The organism is Corynebacterium accolens, assembly GCF_023520795.1.
GTDB lineage: Bacteria > Actinomycetota > Actinomycetes > Mycobacteriales > Mycobacteriaceae > Corynebacterium > Corynebacterium accolens.
On sequence record NZ_CP046605.1, the window covers coordinates 2,415,150 to 2,441,110 of the forward strand.

Genomic DNA, 25,961 nt, shown 5'->3' on the forward strand with positions numbered 1-25,961 from the left:
TGGAGACTTGTTGGTTTTTAGAAATCCCAGTCGGCATCGGAGGTCTCTACGGCTTTGCCGATGATATAAGAGGACCCCGACCCCGAAAAGAAGTCGTGGTTTTCATCCGATCCTGGCGTGAGTGCCGCGAGGATCTTCGGGTTGACCTGGCACTCCTCGTACGGGAAGAGGTTGGGATAGCCCAGATTCATCAGGGCTTTATTGGCGTTGTAGCGCACGAACGTCGCGACATCATCCATAAGCCCGTATGGTTCATAGAGCTCACCGGAGTAGCGCATCTCCAGGTCATAGAGCTTGCGCACCAGGTCAAAGGTGAATTCGCGCATTTCTTCGCGGCGAGCTTCCGTGGCGTGGTCTAGTCCCCGCTGGAATTTATATCCGGAGTAGTAGCCGTGGACCGCCTTATCCCGCAGGATGAGCCTGATCATGTCTGCTGTATTGGTCAGCTTTCCGTGCACGCTGAAGTGCAGTGGAAGATAGAAGCCGGCGTACAGCAGCAAGGAGGACAAGAGGGTAGAAGCAACCTTGCGCTTTAGTGGGTCATCGCCATAGTAATGCACCATCACACTGGTAGCGCGCTGCTGCAGCACTGGGTTATCCACGGCCCACGCATAGGATTTCTCGATCTCTTCGGTGCTGGCCAGGGTAGAAAAGATGGAGGAGTAGCTCCGCGCGTGCACCGCCTGCATGAAGGCGATATTGGTATAAACGGCCTCCTCATGCTCAGTCCGGGCATCTTGAATCTGGCTGATTTCACCCACCGTGGCCTGCACGGTATCCAGTAGCGTCAGGCCGGTAAAGACGCGAATGGTGAGGTCGCGCTCGGCTGGATCCATGCACGACCAGTCATTGCGGTCATTGGAAAGCGGGACCTTCTCCGGCAGCCAGAAATTCGAGGTCAGGCGGTTCCACACCTCTAAATCCTTATCGTCCCAGATGCGATTCCAGTTCACTGGGCGCAGCGGCGTGGAAGCATCGTGACGAAAATGCGGCGGGGTTTGGGATCGCTCAATGAGCTCTTGATATTTCATCGGTACTTTCTCTTTTCTTTGTCTTCGAGGCCCTAGCCGTCAGGCAATGGACGCGTGGGCGGTGGGGTAGAGGTGGTGCGCAAAGAAGTCCTGCAACCCCTCCCGTACGCGGGCAACATCGCGGTCGGTACCGAGCAGCTCAAAACGGTAGAGCTCAGGCACGCCGCACTTTCGGGCTATCTGTGGCCCGGCGCAGCAATACGCCTCACCAAAATTGGTATTTCCAGAGGTGATGACGCCGCGCAGGAGTGCGCGATTTTCCGGAACGTTGAGGAATTGGCGCACCTGCACCGGAATCGCCGCCTTGATATTGCCGCCGCCGTAGGTCGGGACGATGAGCACAAAGGGCTCGGTGACATAGAGCATTCCTTCACGCTTCGGCCGCAAAGGAATGCGTGCCGCTGGAAAGCCCAGCTTGTGGACAAAACGGTGGGTATTTTCACTGACCGAGGAAAAATACACAAGATTAGCGGCGGTCTTAGTGCCGCAGGGTGGCGTCGAGGCTGTAGTCATCTCGCTCCTTAGTGGCTGCGCCGAAGCGCACTTTCTGCTTCAACTACAGATCTAACGTACTTTTAACTACGCCGCAACTAACCACCGTTGACATGCGCAAATACTCCCCTTCTTTCAGAAAAGAAGGGGAGAGGGGCAGGAAAGTTACATGCGCACCCACACGGCGCGGGCTGCATGGGAGCTCAAAGAAAACGCCGCGGAATGTTCATTCTGGGCATTCTCGTTTTGGTTACCCTCTACGCGCACGGCCATCCCGCCGGAATAGGGCTGGCTTTCGCGCACGCTCACGGCAGCGCCGATGGTCAGGTTATTCTCGCTGAAAAAGCGCAGCAGATCGGCATCCGCATCACTGATGCGGTCGACTACACCGCCCTCGCCGGGCTCTAAATCGCTGAGTTTGCGCAGATCTCCTGGCTCGGACGCGGGGGGCGCGGCGTAGTCTGCGGGGTAGTCACCCGCGGCGCTGGGAATGGGGTCTCCATGCGGATCGCGGCGCGGGAACCCCAGTTCAGCGTCTATGCGCTCCAGAAAGAAATCGGAGACGCAGTGCTCCAATTGTTCAGCCTCCGCGTGGACCTGGTCCCAGCGGTAGTGCAGGGATTCCACCAGGAAAGTTTCAATAAGGCGGTGCCGCCGCACCATGGCGAGGGCAAAGGCACGCCCCTCGGTGCTCAGCCCGATGGCGCCATAGGGCGTATGGGTGACCAAGCCCTTTTTCTCTAGGCGCCGCACCGCATCCGACGCGCTGGACAGCCGTACGCCTATGTGCTGGGCGAGCATCTTGACCGTCACGGGCCCGTCTTGCCATTCGCCCAGCTTAAACAGGGCCTTGAGATAGTCCTGATTGGACGGCGAGAGGCCCGAGACGTCCACGCTCATTGGTTACTTAACCACCAGGTTCACCATCCGGCCGGGAACGTAGATCTTCTTCACCACGTTCTTGCCGGAGGTAAGGTCAGCCACCTTGGCATCGGCAAAAGCGGCCTCGAATACGGTGTCTTGGTCAGCATCGGCCGCAACGTTGATGCGGGATTTAACCTTGCCGTTGATCTGCACTGGCACCTGGATCTCATCATCTACCAGGTATTTCTCCTCAAAAGAGGGGAGTGGCTCGTAGGTGATGGTCTCATCGTGGCCAAAGCGCTGCCACAGTTCCTCCGCAATATGCGGGGCGATGGGGGAGACCAGCTGGGCGATGGGCTCCACCGCCGCGCGCGGTGCCTCGGTGCGGTAGGTCTTGGTCAGGTAGTTGACGTACTCGATGAGCTTGGCCACCACCGTGTTCAGGCGCAGGTTCTCATAATCATCGCGCACGCCCGCGATGGTGCGGTGCAGCTGCTTCAGGTCATCCTGGGTGAGCTCGGCATCGGTAGTTGCCACTTCACCGGTGTCCTCATTGATGGCCAGGCGCCACAGGCGCTGCAGGAAGCGCTGCGAACCGACGACGTCCTTGGTCGCCCACGGGCGGGAGGTATCCAGCGGGCCCATGGACATCTCGTACACGCGCAGGGTATCGGCACCGAAGTCGCGGCAGATATCGTCCGGGGCCACGGCGTTTTTCAGGGACTTGCCCATCTTGCCGTATTCCTGGTTGACCTCTTCGCCGTTGTAGTAGAACTTGCCGTCCTTTTCCTCTACCTCGGCCGCAGGGACATATACGCCGCGGGAATCGGTATAGGCGTAGGCCTGAATATAGCCCTGGTTGTACAGGCGGCGATACGGCTCCTGCGAGCTGACAAAGCCCAGGTCAAAGAGCACCTTGTGCCAGAAGCGGGCGTAGAGCAAGTGCAGCACGGCGTGCTCGACGCCGCCGACGTACAGATCCACACCACCCGGATCGTTTTCACCGTGCTCGTCTGGGCGCGGGCCGGTCCAGTAGCGCTCGTTTTCGATATCGCAGAAGGCCTCGCTATTGCGGGGATCGATATAGCGCAGCTGGTACCAGGAAGAACCCGCCCACTGGGGCATAACGTTGGTATCGCGGTAATAGGTCTGCGGGCCATCGCCTAGGTCCAGCTCTACCTCTACCCAGTCGCGGACCTTGGCCAGCGGCGGTTGTGGCTCCGAGTCTTTATCTTCAGGATCGAAGGAGGCCGGCTTGTAGTCTTCCACCTCGGGCAGCTCCACCGGCAGCATCGACTCTGGCAGCGGGTGGGCCATGCCGTCCTTGTCGTAGACGATGGGGAAGGGCTCGCCCCAGTAGCGCTGGCGGGCGAAGAGCCAGTCGCGCAGCTTGTACTGAATCTTGCCGCGGCCGGAGCCGTCCTTTTCCAACCATTCGATGGCCTGGGCGATGGCCTCCGCTTTATTCAGGCCATTGAGGTCCAGGCTCTTATCGTTGGCGGAGTTTACCAACGCGCCGTCCTCGGTCCAGGCTTCTTCCTCGATATTGCCGCCGGAGACGACCTCCGTAATTGGCAGGCCAAAGGCCTGGGCAAACTCATAGTCGCGCGTATCGTGCGCGGGAACGGCCATGATGGCGCCGGTACCGTAGCCGGTCAGCACGTAGTCCGCGATGAAGATCGGGATGCGCTTGCCGGAGACCGGGTTGGTGGCATAGGTGCCCAAGAATACGCCGGTCTTTTCCTTGTTTTCCTGGCGCTCCAGGTCCGACTTCGCTGCGATATCCGCGCGGTAGGACTCGACGGCTTCCTTCGGGTCATCGTTGCCGTAGGTCCAGCGCTCATCCACGTCATCGTCGTAAGGAATGGGGGACAAGAGGGCATCGACAAGCTCATGCTCCGGTGCCAAGACCACGTATTCCGCGCCAAAGAGCGTATCTGGGCGCGTGGTAAACACGTCGATGCCGTAGCCTTCCGCAGGGAAGGTTACCTCCGCACCGCGGGAGCGACCGATCCAGTTGCGCTGCATGGACTTGACCTTCTCCGGCCAATCCAGCAGCTCCAGATCATCGAGCAGGCGATCCGAGTACGCGGTAATGCGCATCATCCACTGGGACAGGTTCTTGCGGAAGACCGGGAAGTTGCCGCGCTCAGACTTGCCCTCCGCGGTGACCTCCTCGTTGGCCAAGACGGTACCCAAGCCCGGGCACCAGTTCACCGTGGAGTTGGACAGGTACACCAGGCGGAACTCATCGACGGCCTGGGCCTTCTCCTGCGCGGACAAGTCCTCGTAGTAGCGCCCGTCCTTGGTGGTGCGCTTATTGGCCTCCAATTCCTTGATGAGCTCAGCAATGGGGCGGGCCTTTTGCTGCTCTTCATCGAACCAGGAATTATAAATCTGCAGGAAGATCCACTGGGTCCACTTAAAGAACTCTGGATCCGTGGATTCCACCGAGCGGCGCGGATCGTGGCCCAAGCCCAACATGCCCAGCTGGCGGCGCATATTGTCGATATTGGCCATCGTGGTGGTCCGCGGGTGCGTACCGGTCTGGATGGCGTACTGTTCGGCCGGCAAGCCGAAGGCATCGTAGCCCATGGTGTGCAGCACGTTCTTGCCCAGCATGCGGTTATAGCGGGCATAGGTATCGGTGGCGATATAACCAAACGGGTGCCCCACGTGCAGGCCCGCACCGGAAGGGTAGGGGAACATGTCCTGCACGTTGAGCTTTTCCTTGGGCAGCTCGCCCGCACCCGTGGCTAGCGAACCGACTGGGTTCGGCGCGTTAAAGGTCTCGTGGTCCTTCCAATACTGCTGCCAAGTCTTTTCGATCTTGTTCGCCAGCTCAGGGGTGTAGCGGTACGACGTGGAATCGCTCGGTTTAGTCATAAACACACAGTGTAATAGCCCCAGCCCGGCGCGGGGTAGGCAGAGGTGGGTTTTGCTTCACTAATCCGGCACCGGGCTGGCACTCCGGCGGTGGCGGAGGGGGCCTGGGGCAAGGACTAAGGCCCGCCACGGAATGTTCCGGCAGTGTTTAGGAGCTATTAACGCGCAGTTCCTTTCGTGGTTAAATCGCGTCTTTATCTTCAACTCAAGGCTTTGCGCCCAGCCATGTCTGGGTCGTTTCTCTCTTGCTCGCAAGGCCGCCATCTCTTCGTCTCTCACTTCCACAAAGGACAATTCATGCGCACTTCTCTCCGCATTGGCGCCGCTGCCGTAGCCGCAACCGTGGCTACCGCTGGCGCAATTGCCCCAGCCACCGCCGCCGAATCCCAGGGCCCAAAGAACATCATCTACATGATTGGTGATGGCATGGGCTATGGCCACGTGGCATTCAATAACCTCTACGAAACCGGCCAATCCAAGTACCTGGTCGATGGCGCATTTAGCGCCGAAGGACCAGAAGAACTCGACGGCGAATCCGTGCAGCGCTTCGAAGACTTCAACCGCCTGTCCATGACCACTTACCCAAATAACTCTTCCTATGACCCACAAAAGGCGTGGGCTAGCCACGAGTACGTGGATAAGGGATACACCGATTCTTCTGCCGCCGGCACCGCCATGTCCACCGGCGTGAAGACCGATAACGGCAAGTTGGGCGTGAACGATTACGGCCACGAGCAGGAAAACACCTCCGAGCGCGCCAAGAAGGCCGGAAAGTCCGCCGGTGTGGTCTCCTCCGTGCCGTTTAGCCACGCCACCCCGGCTGCTTGGGCGGCACACAACATTTCCCGCAATAACTACCTGGAGATTGCGGATGAGATGTTCAACTCTGATCTCGATGTCATCATGGGTGCCGGCCACCCGTTCTACGACGATGACAATAAGAAGAAGGATGAGGCCAAGTACAAGTACCTATCTGAAGAGGTCTACAACAAGCTGTCTTCCGGCGAGTCCGACTGGAACTACGCCGAAACCAAGGAGCAATTTGAGGCCTTGGCCCAAGGCGATGTCGCGGCGGGGGAGAAGTACTTCGGCCTGGCGCCTGTAGCCTCTACCTTGCAGCAGGGGCGCTCCGGCGAGTCCACAGTGCCTTATGACATTCCGTTTAACGATGTCGTGGATCTTCCCACCATGACCACCGGCGCCCTCAACGCGCTGGGCCAAAATGACGAGGGCTTCCACGTCATGATCGAAGGCGGTGCCATCGACTGGAGCGGCCACGGCAACGAATCCGCCCGCGATATCGAAGAGGTACAGGACTTCAATAAGTCCGTCGATGCCGCCATCGACTGGGTAGAAGAAAACTCCTCCTGGGACGAGACCCTGTTGGTCGTTACCGCTGACCACGAGACGGGATACCTCTCCGGCGCCAATGAGCGCTCTGAGGGTAAGTTCAACTCCATGAATGGTGGCGGTGGCAACACCCTGCCCTCTGGCCACCAGTGGTACTCCACGCAGCACACCAACCAGGTGGTCCCATTCTTCTTCAAGGGCGCTGGCTCCGAGGCCCTTCGCGCGAAGGCCACCCACACCGACCCTGTGCGCGGTGACTACATCGATAACACCACCTTGGCCAAGCTCACCTTGAATGAATGGTGGGTAAAGCACGATGACCAGGGCGGCAACGACCAAGCAGACGATTCTGCATCCGATCAGCCTGGCAACAATGACAATGGCGGTGACGGTTCCTCCAAGAGCGGGCTCTTCGCCGGCATCGCCGGTGCCGGTATCGCCTCGCTGGCCATCGGGGCCATTGCCTTCTTGGCGCAAAAGCTGGGCATCATCACCATCAACCCGAATGCGTGGCGGAACTTCTTCCACTAATCCTGGGCGATCAATTGCGCGCAAAGGCTTTCATCACTCTTGGTGGTGAAAGCCTTCTTTTTGCCCTCTGCCTGCAGAATCCACATCTTTTCAAAAATGATCTAGGCTGGTGTAAATGAGCCAGGAGAAGTTTCGTAGCCAGCTATCATCTTTTCTAGACGCGGCGGTTTTTCAGGGGGTCCCGCATCTTCGCCTCGCGCCGGATACCGATACTTTAGAGCTTTACCTGCCAGCCGTAAGCGCGGCCTATGAACCAGAAGACCCGCAATGGACCGTGACCACGCAGCTATTGGATGGCACGGAGGTCACCCGCAAGTTTTATTACGTCGCCGGTGAAGAACCTGGCTTGTGGGTTTCCATGCCGCAGCCCTTTACCCACCTTGCCGTAACGTTTGCGGAGCAGACGCTGGAGTTTGCGGGTATTGCCAATGGTGGCCTGCTGCTCGATTCCGCGCACCGGCCCGTCGATAGCACGCAGCCCATCCCGCAGGGCGCGTACACCTTCATCGCACCGACCGGCACGCAGCTAACTCCCGCCCCGGATAGCCAGCCGCGCCCGCATGGCGCGTGGGAAGGCTGGTCCATCTTTGAGGTAGCGGCACAAGATTCCTTCTCCATCGCTGTGCCGCGCCAGGACAAGGCCACCATCACCGTTGCGGAGGGCGCGGATTTTTCCTGGGATATGGCGGTCAAGTCCCTGCCCAACGCGCGCGGGTTGGACGGCGAGCTGGTGTACACGAAATCCCCACGCCTCTTGGTCAATACCCCACTGCACCTGCAGCTGACCTATGTCCCCATCGGTGGGGAAGAGGAGGAAATCTTAGAAGATGAGCTGCCGGAGGGAATCCATGAGGTTCTACCCGGCGACGTCTTCGAGGACCCCTGGGTGGGCCGGTATCGCTTTAGCCTGTTTAAGGGCGAAGAGCTTGTCGATGTCCACTATCTCAACTTTGCCGAAACCCTCCACATGCGCTCCAAGAACGAGGGGCCCCGCGGCACCAACTTCCGCTTCATCGATGCGCTGGGGAACCTGTCACCGTTTAGCTATGCCTTGGCCTCGTCCCCCGATAAGCCCATTCACATGGAAAAGGGCCAGCGCGTATTTGGCGAAGACGAATCGGTGCGCGAGGAGACCATCAGCAGCGAAGCCGGCTACGAGCTGACCTTTGAGGTCATCCCGGCGACCATCCGCACGCGCGTGAAGCGCACCGCGGCCGAGCCCGTGGATTATATGGATAAGCAGGTCATCCTGGCGGATCAGCTGGATGCGGATGCGCTGTTTACGGTGCACTCGCCGGAGCCGCTGCCGCTGGCGAAATTCGTGGTCATTGATAAGAACCAGAAGATCCGGGATCTCGTCACCGCCAATGGCTCAACGGAGGCGACGACGGCCCTCTCCGTGCCCAATCGCGCCCTCAAGGCCGCGCTGACCAAGAAGTCCTCGCTGGAGCTCTACCTCCTGTGGTCCACGCTGTCTTATGAGGAGTACCTGGAGGGCCTGCCGGATAAGGAGCGCGCGGCGCACCTTAAGCGCAGCATGGACCGCCGCGTGATGGAATACGAGGCAACCGCGGAAAGTGACCTGATCTATGCCGCCATCGCCACGGTGCGCAAGGCGCCACTGGTGGCCCGCGCCACCATCGAAGACGGCATTCTTATGCCCGAGCAAACCCACGAGGAAGAGGTGGAGCTTTTGGCGTGGGCATGGCCGCTTGGCAACCCCGCCAGCGAGCCGCTGCCCTTGGAGCCGGTAGAAGAGGGCTTCGAACTACCGGAGGAATTGCACGAGGCTGGCGATCTCATCGTGGACTTCCGCGAGGATGAACCGGCCAGCGATCTCGCCGCCCCGCAGTACCCGCCGGCGAGCTCGCTCATCATCTTCCACGATGGCGAGAGCGAGAATACCGCCGGGACGTGGGAGACCTATGCCGCCCTGCGCCGCCTCGCCCCCAAGGCCAAGGAGACCTTCGAGGGCGTTATCAAGGACATCGAGGCCGATCCGCGCGCCAGCCTCGATGCGCTCATGCAGGTGGACTTCGCGCGCGGCCAGCGCATGCGCGCGTTGGTGCGCACCGGCCTGATTACCCGTTCCTTTAGCCGCGAAGGGCAAGAGGCTGCGGATCCCTCTTCCGTGCTCGCCGCGCTTGCCGATGCCAACCAGGACCACGTCGAACAGTCCGGCTCCCCCTCGCTGTGGCGGACGGCCACCACGGGAGTAGACGATGTCACCCGCCCCATGCTGCTCATGAGCGCCACCGGCGAGGCCCCGACGCCGGCCACGGATAGCGCGCAGCTGTGCGATGACGCCCACCGCATCGCCGCGCTGCGCGAGTGCTTCGATAACGACCTGGCGCTCACCCGTCTGGGGACCATGTCCAATCTGCGCACAACCGCGCTGCAATTGCGGGTGACGCTGCAGCAATTGGGCGTTGATAAGTCGGTATTGCACACGCTGCTCGCCCTCGACGCCTTTGGGGAGGGCAACACGGATCTGGGCGGCTCCGCCTGGATGCCATTTATTTCCTATGTTTTTGCCATCACCGCGCGCGGGGTGGCCAATGGGAAGCTCACCGATCCAGCCGTGGCCTCTGCGCTAGATAACGCCCTCCCGCAGCTAGCGGAGGCGGTCTCGCTGGCCCCAGAGCTGTTTTACCGGGATATTCTCACTGCAGAGGCACTTACCCGCGACTACAGTGACTGATATGCAGGTTATTTCCACCAACGTCGCCGTACGCGGGCCAGATCCGAGCGGGAGGCATGAGTTTTCGGGCATCGACAAGCGCCCGCAAGACTTCATCGATATCTCCGCTCCCGGCCCCAATTACGGCGATGGTTCTGGCGTGCGCGGTGATTCTATCGGCGATAGCGATCACCACGGTGGAAGTGACAAGGCCGTTTATGCCTATGCCCGCGAGGAATTGGATTATTGGGAGGATTCGCTGGGCCGCACGCTGGCTGCGGGGTCTTTTGGGGAGAACCTCACCACGCGCGGCATTGATCTTTCCATGCTGCTTATCAATCAACGCCTTCACATTGGCACTACCACACTCGAGGTATCCATACCGCGCCAGCCATGCGTGACCTTTTCCGGGTGGGTGCAGGAGAAGGGCTGGCTCAAGCGGTGGACTGCGCGCGGTGATTGCGGCGCCTACTTCCGCGTCATCTCGCCAGGGCGCATTTCCGCGGGGGATGCCATAACCTGCGGCCCTGCTCCCGCGCACGATATCACCATGCGCATGGCGTTTGCGGCCAAGATGGGGGACCGGGCACTGGCCCGGCGCGTGGTCGATGCCGAGTGCTTGCCGTCCCAGCACGCAAAAAAGCTCCGGGTATAAACCCGGAGCCAAAAATCTGTGTCACTTTAGGCCGGCTGCGTGCCCTCTGCGGCGCTGACGACGGGCGCCTTCGCCTTGGGGTAACGGCCATGCACCATGTAGTAGTACACCGCCGCGACGGCGATGAGGCCGGCGAGGATGAGGTACATCGTATCGAAGCCGGTGGCGCTCACGATGGGGCCGAGCCCGAAGGGGGCGAGGCCGATGCCGAAGTCCATCAAGAGGAACATCGTGGAAATACCCGCGCCTATTTGGGCGGCCGATACAGAGCGCACCGAGATGGCCTGGCAGGCGGGGCTTAGCGTGCCGTAGCCCATGCCCGTAAACGCACCCGCGACCACGAGCATCACGTCATTGCTGGGAAAGCCCATGATGATTAGGGCGATGGCGAAAGACACTAGGCCCAGGTACATGACCGAATTATCGCCCTTGTGGTCCTGGATCCGGCCCAAGAAAAAGCGCATGATGAGCATGACCACTGCGTAGCCGATGAAAAAGAGCCCGGCACCGGTGGCAAGGTCTTCTTCGCGCGCATAGGCGTTGAGATAGGTGACCACGCCGGAATAGGCAATGCCCACCAGGAGCATGAAAATACCAATTGGCAGCACGTTAGGGTGTACCGCATTGCGCAGCTTGAAAGCCGGCTTTTCCTCATCGAGCTCCGCCGGGTAGCGCAGCGCGAGCGCCAGCACGAGGGAGACGATATTGGAACCCAGGGCGACCGCAAAGAGGGTGTTATAGCCAATATTATTGGCCAAGAACAAGCCCACGGCTGGGCCGAAGGCGGTAGCCAGGGTCGTGCCGAGGGCGAAGTAGCCGGTGCCTTCCGCGCGGCGCTGCTGGGGGATGACGGACTGGGCGACGGCCATCAGCGCCGTAGAGGTGAGCGCATAGCCCGCGCCGTGAAGCAGGCGCACCAGGATCAGGACGGCCACGTTATGCGCCACGAAATAGCCCACCGTCACGATGCTGACGAAGGCCAGCGAGGTCAGGGCGGCGCGCTTTTGCCCCACGCGGTCCACCAACCAGCCGGAGACGATGCGCATGAATGTCGCGCCCAAAACGAAGGCGCTAGAGGCAAAACCACTGACGGTATCGGATGCCCCGAAGCTCTCGACGGCATAGAGGGCCATGGTCGTCACAGTTAGGTAAAAGACAAGAAACTGGCCAAAATTAGCCACCCACGCCAAAAGGAACGTGGGTGTAATCAATGGCGGCTGAGCTGCCGCTGAATTCGTTATTGACAAAACTCACTCCAAATAAAAAATAAAAATCCTCCCAACCGCGCACGGCCCCAGAAGGGCCGCGTGCGGGGAGAAGGAAAGCAATCACAATTATGCGGGGAGTGAGTATACGCCGCGGGCACTTAATTGTTTAATCAAACGCGGTTATAAGAGCGTTCTAAACTGTGATTGCTGGGAGGTATTAGGCATTCGCATAAGGGTCGCGGATGCCCAAGTACTGCACGGTGGTGTATTCCGCAATGCCTTCCGCGCCACCCTCGCAGCCCAGGCCGGATTGCTTGACGCCGCCGAATGGGGCAGCAGCGTTCGAGATAACGCCGGCGTTGAAGCCCATCAGGCCGAACTCCAAGCCATCGGCCACGCGCCAGAGGCGATCGGAATCTTCGGTAAAGACATAGGACGCCAAGCCGTACTCGGTGTCGTTGGCGATCTCGAGCGCCTCTTCCTCGGCGCTGAAGGTGATGATCGGGGCAACAGGACCGAAAATCTCTTCCTGAGAAACGCGCGTTTCACGTGAAACATTGCTAATGACGGTCGGCTCATAGAAGTAGCCGTCGCCACCGGCGCGCTTGCCGCCGGTGAGGATGGTGGCACCCTTCTCGGCGGCATCGTCCACGAGGCCGGACACGCTGTCGAGGGCCTTAGGCTCGATGAGCGGGCCACAGGTCACACCCTCATCCATGCCGTTGCCCAGCTTGAGCTTCTTAAACTCCGCGACGAGCTTTTCAGAGAACTCTTCAGCCACGGATTCGTGGACCAAGAAGCGGTTGGCCGCCGTGCAGGCCTCACCGATATTGCGCATCTTGGCGCCCATCGCGCCCTTAACCGCCTGATCAATGTCCGCATCTTCGAAGACGATGAACGGCGCGTTTCCGCCGAGCTCCATGGAGGTGCGCAATACGTTATCGGCCGCACCCTTCAGCAGGGTCCTGCCCACTGGGGTGGAGCCGGTGAAGGAGAGCTTGCGCAGGCGGGCATCGGCAAGCAGCGGCTCCGAAATAGCGGAGGCGGACTTGCCGGATACGACGTTGAGCACACCCTTGGGCAGGCCCGCATCGAGCATGGTCTGCGCGAAGTACTGCGCGGTGAGGGGAGTAAGCTTCGCCGGCTTGAGCACCATCGTGCAGCCCGCTGCCACCGCGGGGGCCACCTTGCGGGTCGCCATCGCGAGCGGGAAGTTCCACGGGGTAATCAACAGGCAGGGGCCCACCGGCTTGCGGCGGGTGATCATCCGCAATGTACCTTCGGGAACGGTTGCGGTGCGGCCATAATCGCGCACCGCTTCTTCGCTAAACCAACGGAGGAACTCCCCGCCGTAGGTGACCTCACCCTTGGACTCCGCGATGGGCTTGCCCATCTCAAGGGTCATCAGCGCGGCGAAGTCTTCCGCGCGCTCCTGCACGAGTTCGAAAGCCCGGCGCAAGATCTCTGCGCGCTCGCGCGGCGTGGTGCGGGCCCACTCATCCTGGACGGCGCAGGCGGCATCCAGGGCGGCAGTGGCATCCTCCCTGTTCGCGGAAGCAAGCGTCGCGAGCTTCTCGCCCGTGGCCGGGTTTTCCACGTCGAAAGTCTCCCCGGAGGTGGAGTCGCGCCACTCACCACCGATGAGCAACTGGGTAGGAACCTTTGCAATTACCTCTTCGATATTGATGCTCATAACCATCACCTTTCTTGGAAATATAGACTTACACCACACTACTCCGATTTCGGCTTGGATCGACGTGGTTCAAAGTCGAGCTCCTTAGGTCGCTTTCGGGCGACACATAAAAGACGCATAAGAACCGGTTTGAATATTTTTCATTTGTTTCTTCCGCCCTATAGAAATTTAGGCTAGGCTAGTGCGCATGAAGAAAATAACTACTCGTTGGTGGTGGCGCGCGTAACTCGCGGGCCTTTCTTCGCAACCCATTTTTAGGCTCGCTTTCTGCGGGCCTTTCGGCGTTTTCAGTGCCTTCTGCTCGCGGATACTACGGGTCCCTCGCACTCTGTACCTCAGTTACTCCCGAAAGGGCACTGCAATGACATACACCGCCACCCGCGATATCGCCTATTGCCGGGATGCCTCGGCGTTATTTCATAGCTTAGCGCGACCGAGCGATTCCTTATTATTGGAAAGCGCGGATATTGAAACCAAGAAGAACCTCACGTGCCTCGCCGTGCTCGATGCCGCAGCCAAAGTGACCTGTACCGGCCAGCGGGTTCGCGTACTCGCGCTCAGCCCGGCGGGGGAGCGGCTTATCTCCATGCTGCAATCGCGCTTCGCAGACCGAATTGTTTCACGTGAAACCACGGAAATTGTCTTTGAGTTTTCTCCCTCCAGCGAGTCCGATGAACGGCAGCGGCTGCTGGATGAATCGACGGCCGATATCCTCCGCGCGCTGCAGCGCGATGATTCCTATTCCTCGCCCTTGTTGCCATTCGTCGCCGGCGGCTTTGCCTATGACTATTTGGCTACTTTTGAAAATCTGCCTGAGGTAGGCGAGGGGCCCAATAAGTTTCCCGATTATGAATTCCTCGTGGCCCAGACCGTCCTCGCGGTGGATCACCTAACGCAGACGGCGCGCGTAGAGGGTTGGGATATCGACCGAGCCCGCTTGGAAGACAGGCTCGATGCGCTTGCCGCCACGCCCATCACCGCCATAGAGGATCCGGCACCAGCCCAAACCGCGGGGACCTTGACGGCGACCACGGATATTGACGATGCCGCTTTTTGCGAGCAGGTAACACGGCTCAAGGGCAATATTGCCTCCGGCGATATTTACCAAGTCGTCCCCGCCCGCACCTTCACGGTGGACTGCCCCGATGCCTTCGCGGCCTATCGCCAACTCCGGGAGACCAATCCTTCACCGTATATGTTCTATCTGCGGGGAGAAGATTACGAGCTTTTCGGCGCATCACCGGAATCCAATCTGAAGTTTGACCCCGCGACGCGGCAGGTGGAGCTCTATCCCATCGCTGGAACCCGGCCCCGCGGGCTCAACCCGGATGGCACGATCAACGATGAGTTGGATATCCGCAACGAGCTAGAAATGCGCACGGATACCAAGGAGCTCGCCGAGCACACCATGCTGGTGGATCTCGCGCGCAATGACCTAGCCCGCGTGGCAGAGCCCGGCACCCGGCGGGTGGCAGACCTGCTCCAAGTGGATCGCTATTCCCGGGTCATGCACCTGGTCTCCCGGGTGACCGCCACGTTGCACGAGGATTTCGATGCTCTCGATGCCTACCGCGCCTGCATGAACATGGGAACGCTGACCGGCGCGCCCAAGCTGCGCGCCAGCGAGCTCATCCGGCAGGCCGAACACAAGCGCCGTGGCTCCTACGGCGGCGCGGTGGGGTACCTGCGCGGCGACGGCGCCATGGATACCTGCATTGTCATTCGCTCCGCCTTCGTGCACCGCGGTACGGCCGCCGTCCAAGCCGGTGCCGGGGTGGTGCACGATTCCGTCCCCCAATCCGAAGCCGATGAAACCCTGCACAAGGCCTATGCCGTTCTCCACGCCATTGCCCTCGCGCACAACGCCACCCTGGAGGTACAGCGATGAATTCACCGCACGTGGTCTTGCTCGATAACCACGATTCCTTTGTCTATAACCTCGTCGATGCCCTCGCCGGTTACCGCACCACCGTCTACCGCAACAGCGTCTCCGTCGCGGAGGTGCTGGCGGCCGAGCCCGATATTATTGTCCTTTCCCCGGGCCCCGGCCACCCGCGCGACGCTGGCTGCATGATGGAGCTTATTGATGCCACCTTGGGCACCATTCCCATCCTCGGCGTCTGTTTGGGCTTCCAGGCGCTGCTGGACTACCACGGTGGCGGGGTAGGGCCGTGCGGTCCAGTGCACGGCAAGTCCATGCCGATGACGCTTACCGATGCCGGCGCCGCCCACCCAGTCTTCGCCGGCCTAGCCACCGATGCCGATCCCGCACAACCCGACCTCCCCGGCACCCAGATCCCGGTGGCCCGGTATCACTCCTTGGGGTGCACCCACGTGCCAGCCGGCATGCGGGTGCTCGCGGAGACGGAAGCAGAGATTGGGACCATCGCCATGGCCGCCGAGACAGATGATGGCATGGCGCTAGGCATGCAATTCCACCCCGAGTCGATCCTTTCGCCCCGTGGCCCAGACCTGCTGGACCGCTGCATCCACCGACTATCCACTCATCCCACTACGGAGCTAAAAGACTAATGACGAACCAGAACCCGCTGAAAACACTGCAAGCCTTTTTGGATAATCCCGCGCCCACCGTGGAGGAGACCACCGAGGTCTTCACCCCAGTCGCCGTGGGCGATTATGACGATATTCAGATCTCCGCGCTGCTGACCCATATCCGCACCCGCGGCGAAACCCTCGCGGATATCACGGGTGCCGCCAAGGCATTCCTGAAAGTGGGCCACCCCTTTCCCATTACTGGTGAGGGCCTCATGGACTCCGCAGGAACCGGTGGCGATGGCGCGAATACCATCAATATCACGACCGCCGCCTCCTTGGTTGCCGCCGCTGGGGGAGTGAGGATGGTCAAGCACGGCAACCGGTCCGTTTCCTCCAAGTCCGGTTCCGCCGATGTGCTCGAGGCACTGAATATTCCGCTGGACCTTGACGCGGACCGCGCCGTCCGACAATTCGAGGCCTCCAACTTCACCTTCCTCTTCGCTCCGGCCTACAACCCCGCGGTGGCTCACGTGCAACCGGTGCGCAAGGCGCTCGGGGTCTCCACCATCTTCAATACCTTGGGCCCCTTGCTCTCCCCGGGCCGCCCCGAGCTGCAGATCATGGGCATCGCCAATCCCTCCCAGGGCCCCATGATCGCGGAGGTCTTCCGGGAGCTGGGGCGCAGGCGGGCGCTCGTCGTCCACGGAGCCGGTACAGATGAAATTGCTACCCACGGCACCACGCAGGTTTGGGAACTGAAGGACGGCGAGATTTCGCACTATGAGCTCACGCCGGAGGATTTGGGCATCGCCAAGCATGAGCTCAGTGAGCTCGCCGGCGGTGATGGGCGCGATAACGCCGCACACGTGCGCGCCATCTTCAATGGCTCGGGCAAACCGGCGCACTATGATGCGGTCGCGGCATCGGCTGGGGCGATGTTTTATCTCAATGGCACTACGAACTCGATTGCAGAAGGCGTCGCGCACGCCAAGAAGCTCATCGATAATGGGGACGTGGACCGCTGGCTGCGCACCCACGAGCAAGCGGAATACTAAGAAGGCCACACGAGGGAAAAGAAATGACAGAAGAGAAACTGCCGACGGTGCTCGAGGGGATTGTGGCTAAGCGCCGCACCCACCTTGCCGGCATTCGCGAGCGCATCGCCCACGTAGATGTGGACAAGCTTGAGCCATCCCGCCGTTCGCTTTTTGCGGCGCTCAATGGCACCAATCGCTTCATTATGGAGTGCAAATCCGCGTCGCCGTCGCTCGGGATGATCCGCGAGGATTACCGCCCCGGCGATATAGCGCGTGTCTATTCCCGCTACGCGGATGCCATTTCCGTGCTGTGCGAGCCAGAGCGGTTCGGCGGGGATTACGATCATCTGCAGACCGTGGCGCAGTCCACGCACCTGCCGGTCTTGTGCAAGGACTTCATCGTCGATCCGATTCAGGTCTATGCCGCGCGCTACTACGGCGCGGATGCGATTTTGCTCATGATGTCCATCGTGGATGATGAGACCTTTGCGCAGCTGAAGTCCTTGGCGGATGAGTTGGAGCTCGATGTTTTGACCGAAGCCATCACCAAGGAGGAGGTGGACCGCGCGCTGTCATTCGGGGTGGAGATCATCGGCATTAATAACCGCAATCTCCATGACTTGAGCATCGATCTCTCCCGCACCGAGCAACTCGCCGGGTACGTGCCGGACGATAAGGTCGTCGTCTCCGAATCCGGCATCCGCGATAACCACACCATCCGGCTCTTGGGCGCCCACGCCAATGCCTTCCTCGTCGGCTCCCAACTCACCTCCCAGGAGGACATCGACCGCGCCGCCCGGGATCTGCTCTTCGGCGCGAATAAGGTCTGCGGGCTCACCGCCGCCTCCACCGCCCAAGCCGCGCGCGCCGCCGGTGCCCGCTACGGAGGGCTCGTCTTCGCTCCGGATTCCCCGCGCAATGTTTCACGTGAAACCGCCGAGAAAATCATCGCCGCCGAACCCGGCTTGGATTTCGTAGCAGTGAGCCGCAGCGACGACCCCGCCGTGTTGCGGGAGATAGCGGCAACCCGTGGCCTATCCGGAATCCAGTTGCATGCCCCGTTCCAGGGCAACTTAGACGGAGAGCTCGCGCTGATCGAGCGCGCCCGCGCGCTCCTCGCGGACACCGACGCGGAGTTTGTCTGGCGGGCCATCGACATGACCGACCCTCAGTGGGTAGAACTGGCGCCGGAACTCGCCGCGAGCGTGGACCGCCTCGTGCTCGACTCGGGTAGGGGAGGCACCGGCCAAAGCTTTGATTGGACGGCAATCCCGGACGACATTAAAGCACACAGCCTCTTGGCCGGTGGCCTCAATCTAGACAACCTGGAAGGCGCGCTCCGCGTAGGAACCGCGGGGCTCGACCTGAATTCGGGATTAGAAACGTGCCCCGGACGCAAAGACGCCGCCCTGATATCGCAATCCTTCCGCACCATCCGATTATTCAACCAACCTGACAAGAAAGATTAACCATGCCCGTTTCACGTGAAACACTCCTTCCCGCATACTTCGGGGAATTCGGCGGCCAATACGTGCCAGAATCCCTCATCCCCGCATTGGATCAATTGGAGCAGGCGTTTGTCGATGCCCAGAATGATCCCAGCTTCCGCGAAGAGCTTTCAGGATTGCTGCGCGACTACCTGGGTCGTCCGACCCCCGTTACCGAGGTAAAGAAGCTCGGCGGAAAGGCGCGGATCTTCTTGAAGCGCGAGGACCTCGTCCACGGCGGGGCGCATAAGACCAACCAGGTGCTCGGGCAAGCCCTCTTGGCTAAGCGCATGGGCAAGAAGCGAATCATCGCCGAGACCGGCGCGGGCCAGCACGGCACGGCAACCGCCTTGGCCTGTGCGCTGCTCGATCTCGAGTGTGTGGTCTACATGGGTGCCAAGGATGTCCAGCGCCAGCAGCCCAACGTCTTCCGCATGGAGCTTATGGGCGCCAAGGTCGTCCCCGTCGATACCGGATCCGGGACGTTGAAGGATGCCGTCAACGAGGCACTGCGCGATTGGACCGCGACCTTCCATGAATCGCACTACCTACTCGGTACCGCGGCCGGGCCGCACCCATTTCCCACGATCGTCCGGGAATTCCACCGCGTCATTTCCACCGAGGCCAAGGCCCAGCTCCTCGAGAAGACGGGTGGCCTTCCCGATCTCGTCGTCGCCTGTGTGGGCGGCGGTTCCAACGCCATCGGTATGTTCGCTGACTTCATCGATGAGGATGCGGTGGAATTGGTAGGCGCCGAGCCAGGCGGTGCGGGCCTCGATTCCGGGGAACACGGCGCCACCATTAACAATGGCACGGTGGGCATCCTCCACGGCGCGCGCAGTTACCTCATGCGCAATTCTGACGGCCAAGTGGAAGAATCCTATTCCATTTCCGCTGGCTTGGATTACCCCGGCGTGGGCCCACAGCACGCGCACCTGCACGCAACCGGGCGCGCAAAATATGTCGGAATCACGGATGCCGAAGCCCTAGAGGCATTCCAACTCTTGTCCAAGAAGGAAGGCATCATTCCCGCCCTCGAATCCTCCCACGCGCTGGCGTACGCCCTCAAGCGCAAGGCCGAAGACATCACCATCCTCGTCTCACTTTCCGGCCGCGGCGATAAGGACATCGACCATGTCCGCCACACCCTGGAATCCCACCCCGAACTGCAACTCAAGGAGAACTAATCATGGGCAGCCGTTACGATAAACTTTTTGCCGCGTTGCGTGAGAAGAATGAGGGCGCGTTTGTCCCTTTCATCATGCTGGGCGATCCAACTCCTGAGGCGAGCCTGGATATCATCCGCACCGCAGTCGCCGCCGGGGCGGATGCCTTGGAGCTCGGCGTCCCCTTCTCGGACCCGGTGGCGGATGGTCCTACCATCCAAGCCTCGCACATCCGCGCCCTCGATGGGGGAGCGAGCCTGGATAGCGCTTTGGATCAGGTCCGAAAGATTCGTTCCGAGTTCCCCGATTTGCCCATCGGCATGTTGATCTATGGCAACGTTGCATTCGCCCGTGGGGTGGAGAAATTCTATGCTGAGTTCGCGGAAGCTGGCGCCGATAGCATTCTGCTTCCCGATGTCCCCGTGCGCGAAGGCGCCCCATTCATCGCCGCGGCAAAGGAAGCCGGTATCAACCCGATCTTCATCGCCCCTGCGCGCGCCGCGAAACGCACGCTCGCCGGCGTTGCCGAGCATTCACAGGGATATATCTACGCCATCTCCCGCGATGGCGTGACGGGAACCGAGAAGGAATCCGAGACCACCGGCCTCGACGAGGTGGTCGCCAGAATTCAGCGGTTCGATGGACCTCCGGTTTTACTCGGTTTCGGTATCTCCTCACCGCAGCACGTCGCCGATGCCATCGCCGCAAACGCCGCGGGCGCCATTACTGGATCCGCGATCACCAAGATCATCAACCGCCATGTTTCACGTGAAACCGGTGCCGCTAGGACGATCGAGGATGCCGATGCCTTGCACGCTGAGCTGACCGACTTCATCTCCGCGATGAAGGAAGCGACCAAGAAATAGTGCCTTTTAAAAGGTAGCAGCGCACGAAAGAGCCCCCTGGCTTCCTCCCACATTTGTTGGGTGGGGAAGCCAGGGGGCGCAAATGTTTCACGGGAAACTAGGCTGCGGTCTCTGCCTCTTCGTCGTTCAGGGTATCGACCTTGTCGCGGGCGAATTTATCGACGACCATCGCAATGGCACCATCGCCGGTCACGTTCGCTGCGGTGCCGACGGAGTCAATCGCAATATAAGCGGCGATCATCAGCGCGACCATTCCGTCATCGAAGCCCATCATGTCCGCCAAGAGGCCAACGGCCACCATAACGGCACCACCCGGAACACCTGGAGCGGCGATCATCATGATTCCCAGCAAGAAGATAAAGCCAAGACCGGTGCCAGTGCTGATATCCATATTCGCCATGAAGACGATGGCGAAGGCATAGAGCGTCAGCTTCATCATCGACCCGGACAGGTGAATCGTCGCACACAGCGGGATCACAAAGCTCGCAACCGGCTTCGAGATGCCGTTTCGCAAGCTGGATTCCAAGGACACCGGGATGGTCGCAGCAGAAGAAGACGTACCCAATGCAGTGAAGTATGCCGGCAGCATATTCCGCAGCGCCTTAAACGGATTCTTACCTGCAATGGCCCCGGCGACCACATACTGGAGTACGAGGTACACCAGCGTCATGACCACGGCCAGGATCAGGACCTTCGCGAAGGCAGAAAGGACATCGCCAATATTGCCGTTCATACCCAGGCCAAGGAACATGCCGAAGATGTAGAACGGCAAGATGGGGATAACGAATCCCCAAATGACCTTAACCACCACATTTTCCAGTTCCTTGGTGACGGTATAGAGCGTATCGGACTTGACCGTCGTCATGGCGACGCCAATGCAGAAAGAAAGCAGGAGCGCCGTCATCACTTCAAACGGTGGTGCCATCTCCACTTCGAAATAAGGGGACAGCGAGCCCTCATCCACGTCCGAAACATTGGTCACTAGGGTCTGGCCTGCCAACATCGAGGGGTAGAGCCACTGTGCCAGGCCATAGGCGATCAACCCCGAGAGAATGGTGGAACCGTAGGCAATGCCCGCCGTAACCCCCAACCATTTTCCTGCGCCCTTGCCAAGACCGGCGATCGCCGGGGCGACAAGGGCGAAAATCAGCACAGGAATGAAGAAGTTAAGGAAGTTACCAAAGAGCCCGTTGAAGGTGGCAAATGCTCGACCAAACCACTCCGGGGCAAAGAGGCTAAAGACAATGCCGAGCACGATGGCGAGAACGATGCGGGAAAGGAGAGAGTCCGCTATTTTCTTGAGGTTCATGCAATCACAATCAGGTTAGGTGTTCCCAGTCCGGAGACTCACTTGGGTGCGGTCCAGCGGAAGGAGAGACAGCGTGGTGCAGGTGCAAAATCGAACGAATATCTATCGGTCGATCCAAAATGAATATTACCCGAGGCACCTTATATTTAAGGCACCAGCCCCGTAGCTTAATTTCCAATCTCGCCCTGCAGGATTAGACTATGGATATGGTCGCAGTGGGAATCATATTTTTAATCCTTGCCGTATTCCTTATCGCGGTGGGCGCACTCGCCGCCACCAAGCGGTTGCCCGGCAATAAATACATCGGCTTGCGCTTACAAGAGATCCGAAAGTCACGTGAAGCGTGGGATAATGCCCACGCCGTTGCGGGGCCCTTCTGGGCCCTTGGCGGAGTTTCGCTGCTGTTCGGCGGCGTCGTAGCTTTCCGCGCGGAAGGTTGGATGTGGCTTATTCCGATCACCACTTTCGTAATCGCCATCCTCGCGCTTTCCGTCGGCTCGAACCTTGGCTCGCGCGCGGCATTTCTTTATGAGCAAGCGCATGCCGATGACGATGGTTGGGGCGATAACTGCAACTGCGGCTCCGGCGGCTGCGGTGGGGAAGAGGCGGCCACAGACTCCGCCGCTCAACCCGAGGTTGATCTGGGTGCCCTCCGCCAAGCCGCCCGCCACTCTGATAATTAAATAACTAGTTTTCGAGTTTCTTTCTCCCTCCCATTCCTGTCCGGCAATCGCGCCACACAAGTACGGGGCAGGGAGATTTTTTATGACACTGTGACGTTATTATTCTAACCACGGAGTCCCACACTTTTCGTCACAGCTAAATTAAGTAGGGGGTATTTAACGACACGTACCTATGTTGGACTCCATCTATAGTGGCGTGCCACAACCTACGGGGATTCCTGTGGGAATTCCTAGAACTCGCATAGAGGTTCCGCAGAGCTCGGCTCCGCCACTACACCTAGAGCGGGGAAGGGTAGACAATGGGAGGCATGAAGAAAACCACAGCCCTCGCCGTAATCGCCGTCTCCACTTTTAGCATCGGTTCCTATGTCACCGACTCCCACCGCGTCGAACCTGAATCGCACGCCGCAGGAGGGGACGGGCCACATCCCATCGTTAATGACTTAGGTCTAGATTCCGGCACCTATGAACTCACGCCCACCGAGTCTGGGCCGGTCGCAACCTGGAACGGCAACCTGTCCTAATTTCGTGTTTCACGTGAAACCTACACAGAACCATTTCACTTTAGCTGCTCCGACATATGATTAACCGTTGCCGAAATCATGTACCGGCCGTGAACCATTCAGGATAGAGTAGAGGCTATGACTATCTGTTCGCGTCGCATGTTCTTGCTCGGATCCGCTACGACTTTCGCAGGTGCATACCTCGCGGCCTGTGGCTCAGAACCGTCCGCAGAAATCGCGGCAACGGACATTCCAGTAGGCTCCGGAATCATCGTCGACGGGGTTATCTTCACGCAGCCGAAAGAAGGGGAGTTTAAGGCCTACTCCCAAACCTGCCCGCATCAACAAAATCCCATCACGGAGATCGACGGTATGACTGCCACCTGCCCGGCGCATCATACGTCCTACAACCTGCAGGATGGCTCAGTCATCGAAGGCCCAGGCCGAGACCCGCTCAAAGAGTACGAAGTAAGCCAAGAAGGCTCAATGGTCTCCACCGCATAGATACACGCCGGCATATCACGCTCTATACTCATGGTTTCGCGTGAAACCATGCGGCTTAAGAAGAGCACGGGGGCGAAAAATATCCCCACTACCTTTCGTGGAACCACGCACGACGGTTTACACTTTGGGTCATGCTGCACAGACTCAAAAAGCCGGATCCCCTCATCGTCCTCATCCTTGCGGCCGTGGCAATCGCGATCATTGCACCGGCCCGCGGCACCTTTGCTGACGTATTTGGGAACCTGACGAATATAGCGATCGCGCTCTTGTTCTTCCTCTACGGCGCGCGCTTATCCACCCAAGAGGCCTTGAATGGCCTTAAGCACTGGCGGCTCCACCTCACCATTCTCGCGTTCACCTTCGTGATTTATCCCCTCACCGGTCTGGCCCTGCGGCCCCTTACCGGGTTCATCACTGACGATATGTACATGGGGATCCTATTCCTTACGCTGGTCCCGTCCACCGTGCAGTCCTCGGTGGCGTTTACCTCCATTGCTAAGGGAAACGTATCTGGAGCAATCGTCTCCGCCTCAACCTCAAACTTGGCCGGCGTCTTCATCACGCCCGTCCTGGTCATGTTGCTCATGGGTACTGGTTCCGGCCTGCATATCGATACCTCGGTCTTTGGGGAAATTTCCCTCTTGCTTCTCGCGCCATTCATATTGGGCCAATTAACCCGGCGCTGGATTGCGGACTTCGCTCAGAGCAAGGCCACAAAGGTGGTGGACCGCGGCTCCATTGCCATGGTGGTCTATTCGGCCTTTTCTAAGGGCGTGGTCGATGGAATTTGGTCCTCCATCTCTGTCTGGGAGATCGCGTTCCTCGTGGTTTTCGCCGCAGCCTTCGTCATCTTCATGTTGTGGCTGACGCGGTTTATCTCCAGAAAACTAGGATTCTCACGCGCCGATATCATCGCTATCCAATTCTGCGGATCCAAGAAGTCCTTGGCCACTGGCCTTCCCATGGCCTCGGTCATCTTTGCCTCAGGGTCAACATCGCTCGGGCTATTGATCCTCCCGCTCATGATTTACCACCAGGTGCAGCTACTGATCTGTTCTGTGTTGGCCTCCCGGTACGCGCAGGAGGACGAGGAGCAACTACACTAAGTGCCCATGGCTAATTACCTTTATGTGCGCACCGAACTGACCGTCCCGGGAGTGGGCTCAGCGGTCCACCTCGCAGAATTAGAAGAACTCGACGCCCAACGCTGCCGCATGCACCGCATGATCGCTTTGGATCCCGCGGACTCCGTGGTCGGGGTAGCGACCCCGAATAGTTCCACGGGAAACGTGGACACGCCGCAAGAAGTGGTTCCGCACCCCGATACTTACGATGAGTTCCCGGATATTAGCGCCCAATACATGGACCAAGAACAATTTGAAGCGCTGTGGACGGAAGCCACCACCAAGTTTGGGCTTTAGCTAAGAGCGGGCTACAGCACCACGTTCACCAGCAGCATGTAGAACGCGGTACCGCCGAAGATGGATAATCCGGAATCCCGCTTCCACTTGTGCAGTCCGGCGGTGACCAGCACGCCCAAGAGCACCGGCCACAGGCCGCCGGTGCCATCCGCCTGTCCGGCAACGGCATAGACCACCAGGATGGTCATGACGCCTACGGGCATCATCAAGCCCAGCAGCGAAAAGAACTCGCTGTCCTTCATCCACTTCTTTGCGGAGAAGGGAAGCTCCCGCAATAAGACGGTTACGATGCCTACAGGGATGAGCACTGCAGCAATCGCGCCTAAACTGACTCCAGCTGGCATTTAGTTCTCCTCCTTCACGGTCGTGGAGGCAAGGGGCTGCAGCCGCCAGGTAAGCGCGTTATCCACGCGAGGCGATAGGTAGCGAATGATGAGCAATAAGAAATAGGCGCTCAGAGAGACCATTAGCAGCTGCCCTGGGGTAATGAATGCGGCGAGGATGCCCAAGGCCGCGGCCGATAGCGGGAGGGACAGATCCTGATTATTGCGGAAGGAGTCCATCGCTAGAACGACGAATAGGGCTACGAGGGCGAATTCCATTCCCTCGACGGAAGAGGGGATTACCTGGCCGGCGAGCGCGCCAACGATGCCGCCGCCTACCCACAGAATTTGGCAAAAGATTTGTATGCTCAAAATGCGGGTGCCGGTAAGCCGCTCCTCGAGCGGGAGCGCCGAGACGATGGCATACGTTTCATCCGTGAGGGCATAGGTGGAATAGGCCTTGCCCACGGGGGAATTAATCCGTTTGCGGGGGAATGTTAGCCCATAGAAGATATGGCGGAAATTCACCATAAACCCGGTAAGGAGCGAGGACAGCGCGGAGACACCACCGGTAACCATGGAAATGGCGAGAAACTCCATTGAACCGGCGTAGATAACGATGGAAAATATGGGCGTCCACCACCAGCTAAAGCCGGATTGCACCATCAAGAGGCCAAAAGCCAAGCCCAATGGAATTAGCCCGAGAGCCGCCGCCCACGTGTCTTTAATGCCCTTGTGGATTTCCTCGCGCATACGGGTCAGTGTAACCGATCACA

General features: G+C 59.6%; 23 protein-coding genes. 14 read left to right on the plus strand and 9 right to left on the minus strand.

The window, feature by feature from the left end; all coding sequences use genetic code 11:
- Positions 1-17: 17 nt before the first annotated feature.
- From nrdF to leuS, 4 genes are all read right to left on the minus strand, one after another.
- Positions 18-1,031 (minus strand): class 1b ribonucleoside-diphosphate reductase subunit beta, encoded by a 1,014-nt coding sequence (gene nrdF / locus CACC_RS11365; RefSeq protein WP_005275859.1) that lies wholly within the window; start codon positions 1,029-1,031, stop codon positions 18-20.
- A gap of 39 nt (positions 1,032-1,070) precedes the next feature.
- A complete protein-coding gene (gene nrdI, locus CACC_RS11370) occupies positions 1,071-1,544 on the minus strand; it encodes a class Ib ribonucleoside-diphosphate reductase assembly flavoprotein NrdI (protein ID WP_023016373.1) in 474 nt (157 codons plus the stop codon).
- 144 nt (positions 1,545-1,688) lie between these two features.
- On the minus strand, positions 1,689-2,423 hold the full coding sequence (locus CACC_RS11375; protein ID WP_005275863.1) for a metal-dependent transcriptional regulator: 735 nt from the start codon (positions 2,421-2,423) through the stop codon (positions 1,689-1,691).
- A 3-nt stretch (positions 2,424-2,426) separates the two neighbouring features.
- Complete coding sequence (gene leuS / locus CACC_RS11380; RefSeq protein ID WP_035108201.1) at positions 2,427-5,273, minus strand: leucine--tRNA ligase; 2,847 nt, start codon at positions 5,271-5,273, stop codon at positions 2,427-2,429.
- A 297-nt stretch (positions 5,274-5,570) separates the two neighbouring features.
- On the opposite strand from leuS, the gene CACC_RS11385 reads away from it, so the two are divergent.
- The 3 genes from CACC_RS11385 to CACC_RS11395 all read left to right on the plus strand — a co-directional run bounded on the left by CACC_RS11385 (position 5,571) and on the right by CACC_RS11395 (position 10,489).
- Positions 5,571-7,154 carry an alkaline phosphatase gene (locus CACC_RS11385; protein ID WP_244262117.1) on the plus strand — a complete coding sequence of 528 codons (1,584 nt, stop codon included), beginning with the start codon at positions 5,571-5,573 and terminating at the stop codon, positions 7,152-7,154.
- Between the two features lie 115 nt (positions 7,155-7,269).
- Entirely contained in the window at positions 7,270-9,855 is a 2,586-nt protein-coding gene (locus tag CACC_RS11390; RefSeq protein WP_005275871.1) for a hypothetical protein, read from the plus strand.
- A 1-nt stretch (position 9,856) separates the two neighbouring features.
- Positions 9,857-10,489 carry an MOSC domain-containing protein gene (locus tag CACC_RS11395; RefSeq protein ID WP_005275872.1) on the plus strand — a complete coding sequence of 211 codons (633 nt, stop codon included), beginning with the start codon at positions 9,857-9,859 and terminating at the stop codon, positions 10,487-10,489.
- 26 nt (positions 10,490-10,515) lie between these two features.
- Here CACC_RS11395 and CACC_RS11400 read toward each other — a convergent pair whose 3' ends face one another.
- Both CACC_RS11400 and CACC_RS11405 read right to left on the minus strand, forming a co-directional pair.
- On the minus strand, positions 10,516-11,700 hold the full coding sequence (locus tag CACC_RS11400; protein WP_005275874.1) for an MFS transporter: 1,185 nt from the start codon (positions 11,698-11,700) through the stop codon (positions 10,516-10,518).
- Positions 11,701-11,914: 214 nt separating this feature from the next.
- Positions 11,915-13,390: an NAD-dependent succinate-semialdehyde dehydrogenase gene (locus CACC_RS11405; protein WP_035108203.1), complete on the minus strand. Its 1,476-nt coding sequence runs from the start codon at positions 13,388-13,390 to the stop codon at positions 11,915-11,917.
- Positions 13,391-13,751: 361 nt separating this feature from the next.
- On the opposite strand from CACC_RS11405, the gene CACC_RS11410 reads away from it, so the two are divergent.
- Genes CACC_RS11410 through trpA form a run of 6 tightly spaced genes read left to right on the plus strand, consistent with a single transcriptional unit; the run spans position 13,752 to position 20,442 of the window.
- The gene (locus CACC_RS11410; protein WP_005275883.1) at positions 13,752-15,278 is read left to right on the plus strand and encodes an anthranilate synthase component 1; all 1,527 of its coding nucleotides are present in this window, start codon (positions 13,752-13,754) and stop codon (positions 15,276-15,278) included.
- Complete coding sequence (locus CACC_RS11415) at positions 15,275-15,922, plus strand: anthranilate synthase component II (RefSeq protein ID WP_005275885.1); 648 nt, start codon at positions 15,275-15,277, stop codon at positions 15,920-15,922. The genes CACC_RS11410 and CACC_RS11415 overlap by 4 nt, the downstream gene beginning before the upstream one ends.
- Entirely contained in the window at positions 15,922-16,941 is a 1,020-nt protein-coding gene (gene trpD / locus CACC_RS11420) for an anthranilate phosphoribosyltransferase (RefSeq protein WP_005275888.1), read from the plus strand. Before CACC_RS11415 ends, trpD begins: the two co-directional genes overlap by 1 nt.
- Positions 16,942-16,964: 23 nt before the next feature.
- Entirely contained in the window at positions 16,965-18,392 is a 1,428-nt protein-coding gene (trpCF, locus tag CACC_RS11425; protein ID WP_005275891.1) for a bifunctional indole-3-glycerol-phosphate synthase TrpC/phosphoribosylanthranilate isomerase TrpF, read from the plus strand.
- 2 nt (positions 18,393-18,394) lie between these two features.
- Positions 18,395-19,597 (plus strand): tryptophan synthase subunit beta, encoded by a 1,203-nt coding sequence (gene trpB / locus CACC_RS11430; protein WP_005275894.1) that lies wholly within the window; start codon positions 18,395-18,397, stop codon positions 19,595-19,597.
- Between the two features lie 2 nt (positions 19,598-19,599).
- On the plus strand, positions 19,600-20,442 hold the full coding sequence (gene trpA, locus CACC_RS11435; RefSeq protein ID WP_005275896.1) for a tryptophan synthase subunit alpha: 843 nt from the start codon (positions 19,600-19,602) through the stop codon (positions 20,440-20,442).
- Positions 20,443-20,539: 97 nt separating this feature from the next.
- Here trpA and CACC_RS11440 read toward each other — a convergent pair whose 3' ends face one another.
- Positions 20,540-21,751, minus strand: a complete 1,212-nt coding sequence (locus CACC_RS11440) for a dicarboxylate/amino acid:cation symporter (protein WP_005275901.1) — start codon at positions 21,749-21,751, stop codon at positions 20,540-20,542.
- A gap of 200 nt (positions 21,752-21,951) precedes the next feature.
- On the opposite strand from CACC_RS11440, the gene CACC_RS11445 reads away from it, so the two are divergent.
- The 5 genes from CACC_RS11445 (at position 21,952) to CACC_RS11465 (ending at position 24,862) form a co-directional block, all read left to right on the plus strand.
- On the plus strand, positions 21,952-22,434 hold the full coding sequence (locus CACC_RS11445; protein ID WP_005275903.1) for an SdpI family protein: 483 nt from the start codon (positions 21,952-21,954) through the stop codon (positions 22,432-22,434).
- Positions 22,435-22,742: 308 nt separating this feature from the next.
- The gene (locus tag CACC_RS11450) at positions 22,743-22,958 is read left to right on the plus strand and encodes a catechol 1,2-dioxygenase (protein WP_244262118.1); all 216 of its coding nucleotides are present in this window, start codon (positions 22,743-22,745) and stop codon (positions 22,956-22,958) included.
- A 117-nt stretch (positions 22,959-23,075) separates the two neighbouring features.
- Complete coding sequence (locus CACC_RS11455; protein WP_023016388.1) at positions 23,076-23,441, plus strand: Rieske (2Fe-2S) protein; 366 nt, start codon at positions 23,076-23,078, stop codon at positions 23,439-23,441.
- A gap of 131 nt (positions 23,442-23,572) precedes the next feature.
- Positions 23,573-24,547: a bile acid:sodium symporter family protein gene (locus CACC_RS11460; protein WP_005275913.1), complete on the plus strand. Its 975-nt coding sequence runs from the start codon at positions 23,573-23,575 to the stop codon at positions 24,545-24,547.
- Positions 24,548-24,553: 6 nt separating this feature from the next.
- A complete protein-coding gene (locus CACC_RS11465; RefSeq protein WP_005275915.1) occupies positions 24,554-24,862 on the plus strand; it encodes a hypothetical protein in 309 nt (102 codons plus the stop codon).
- Positions 24,863-24,873: 11 nt separating this feature from the next.
- On the opposite strand, the gene CACC_RS11470 is transcribed toward CACC_RS11465, so the two are convergent.
- Positions 24,874-25,206, minus strand: coding sequence for a branched-chain amino acid transporter permease (locus CACC_RS11470; protein ID WP_005275916.1), 333 nt, complete (start codon positions 25,204-25,206; stop codon positions 24,874-24,876).
- On the minus strand, positions 25,207-25,938 hold the full coding sequence (locus CACC_RS11475) for an AzlC family ABC transporter permease (protein ID WP_005275919.1): 732 nt from the start codon (positions 25,936-25,938) through the stop codon (positions 25,207-25,209).
- Between the last annotated feature and the right edge of the window lie 23 nt (positions 25,939-25,961).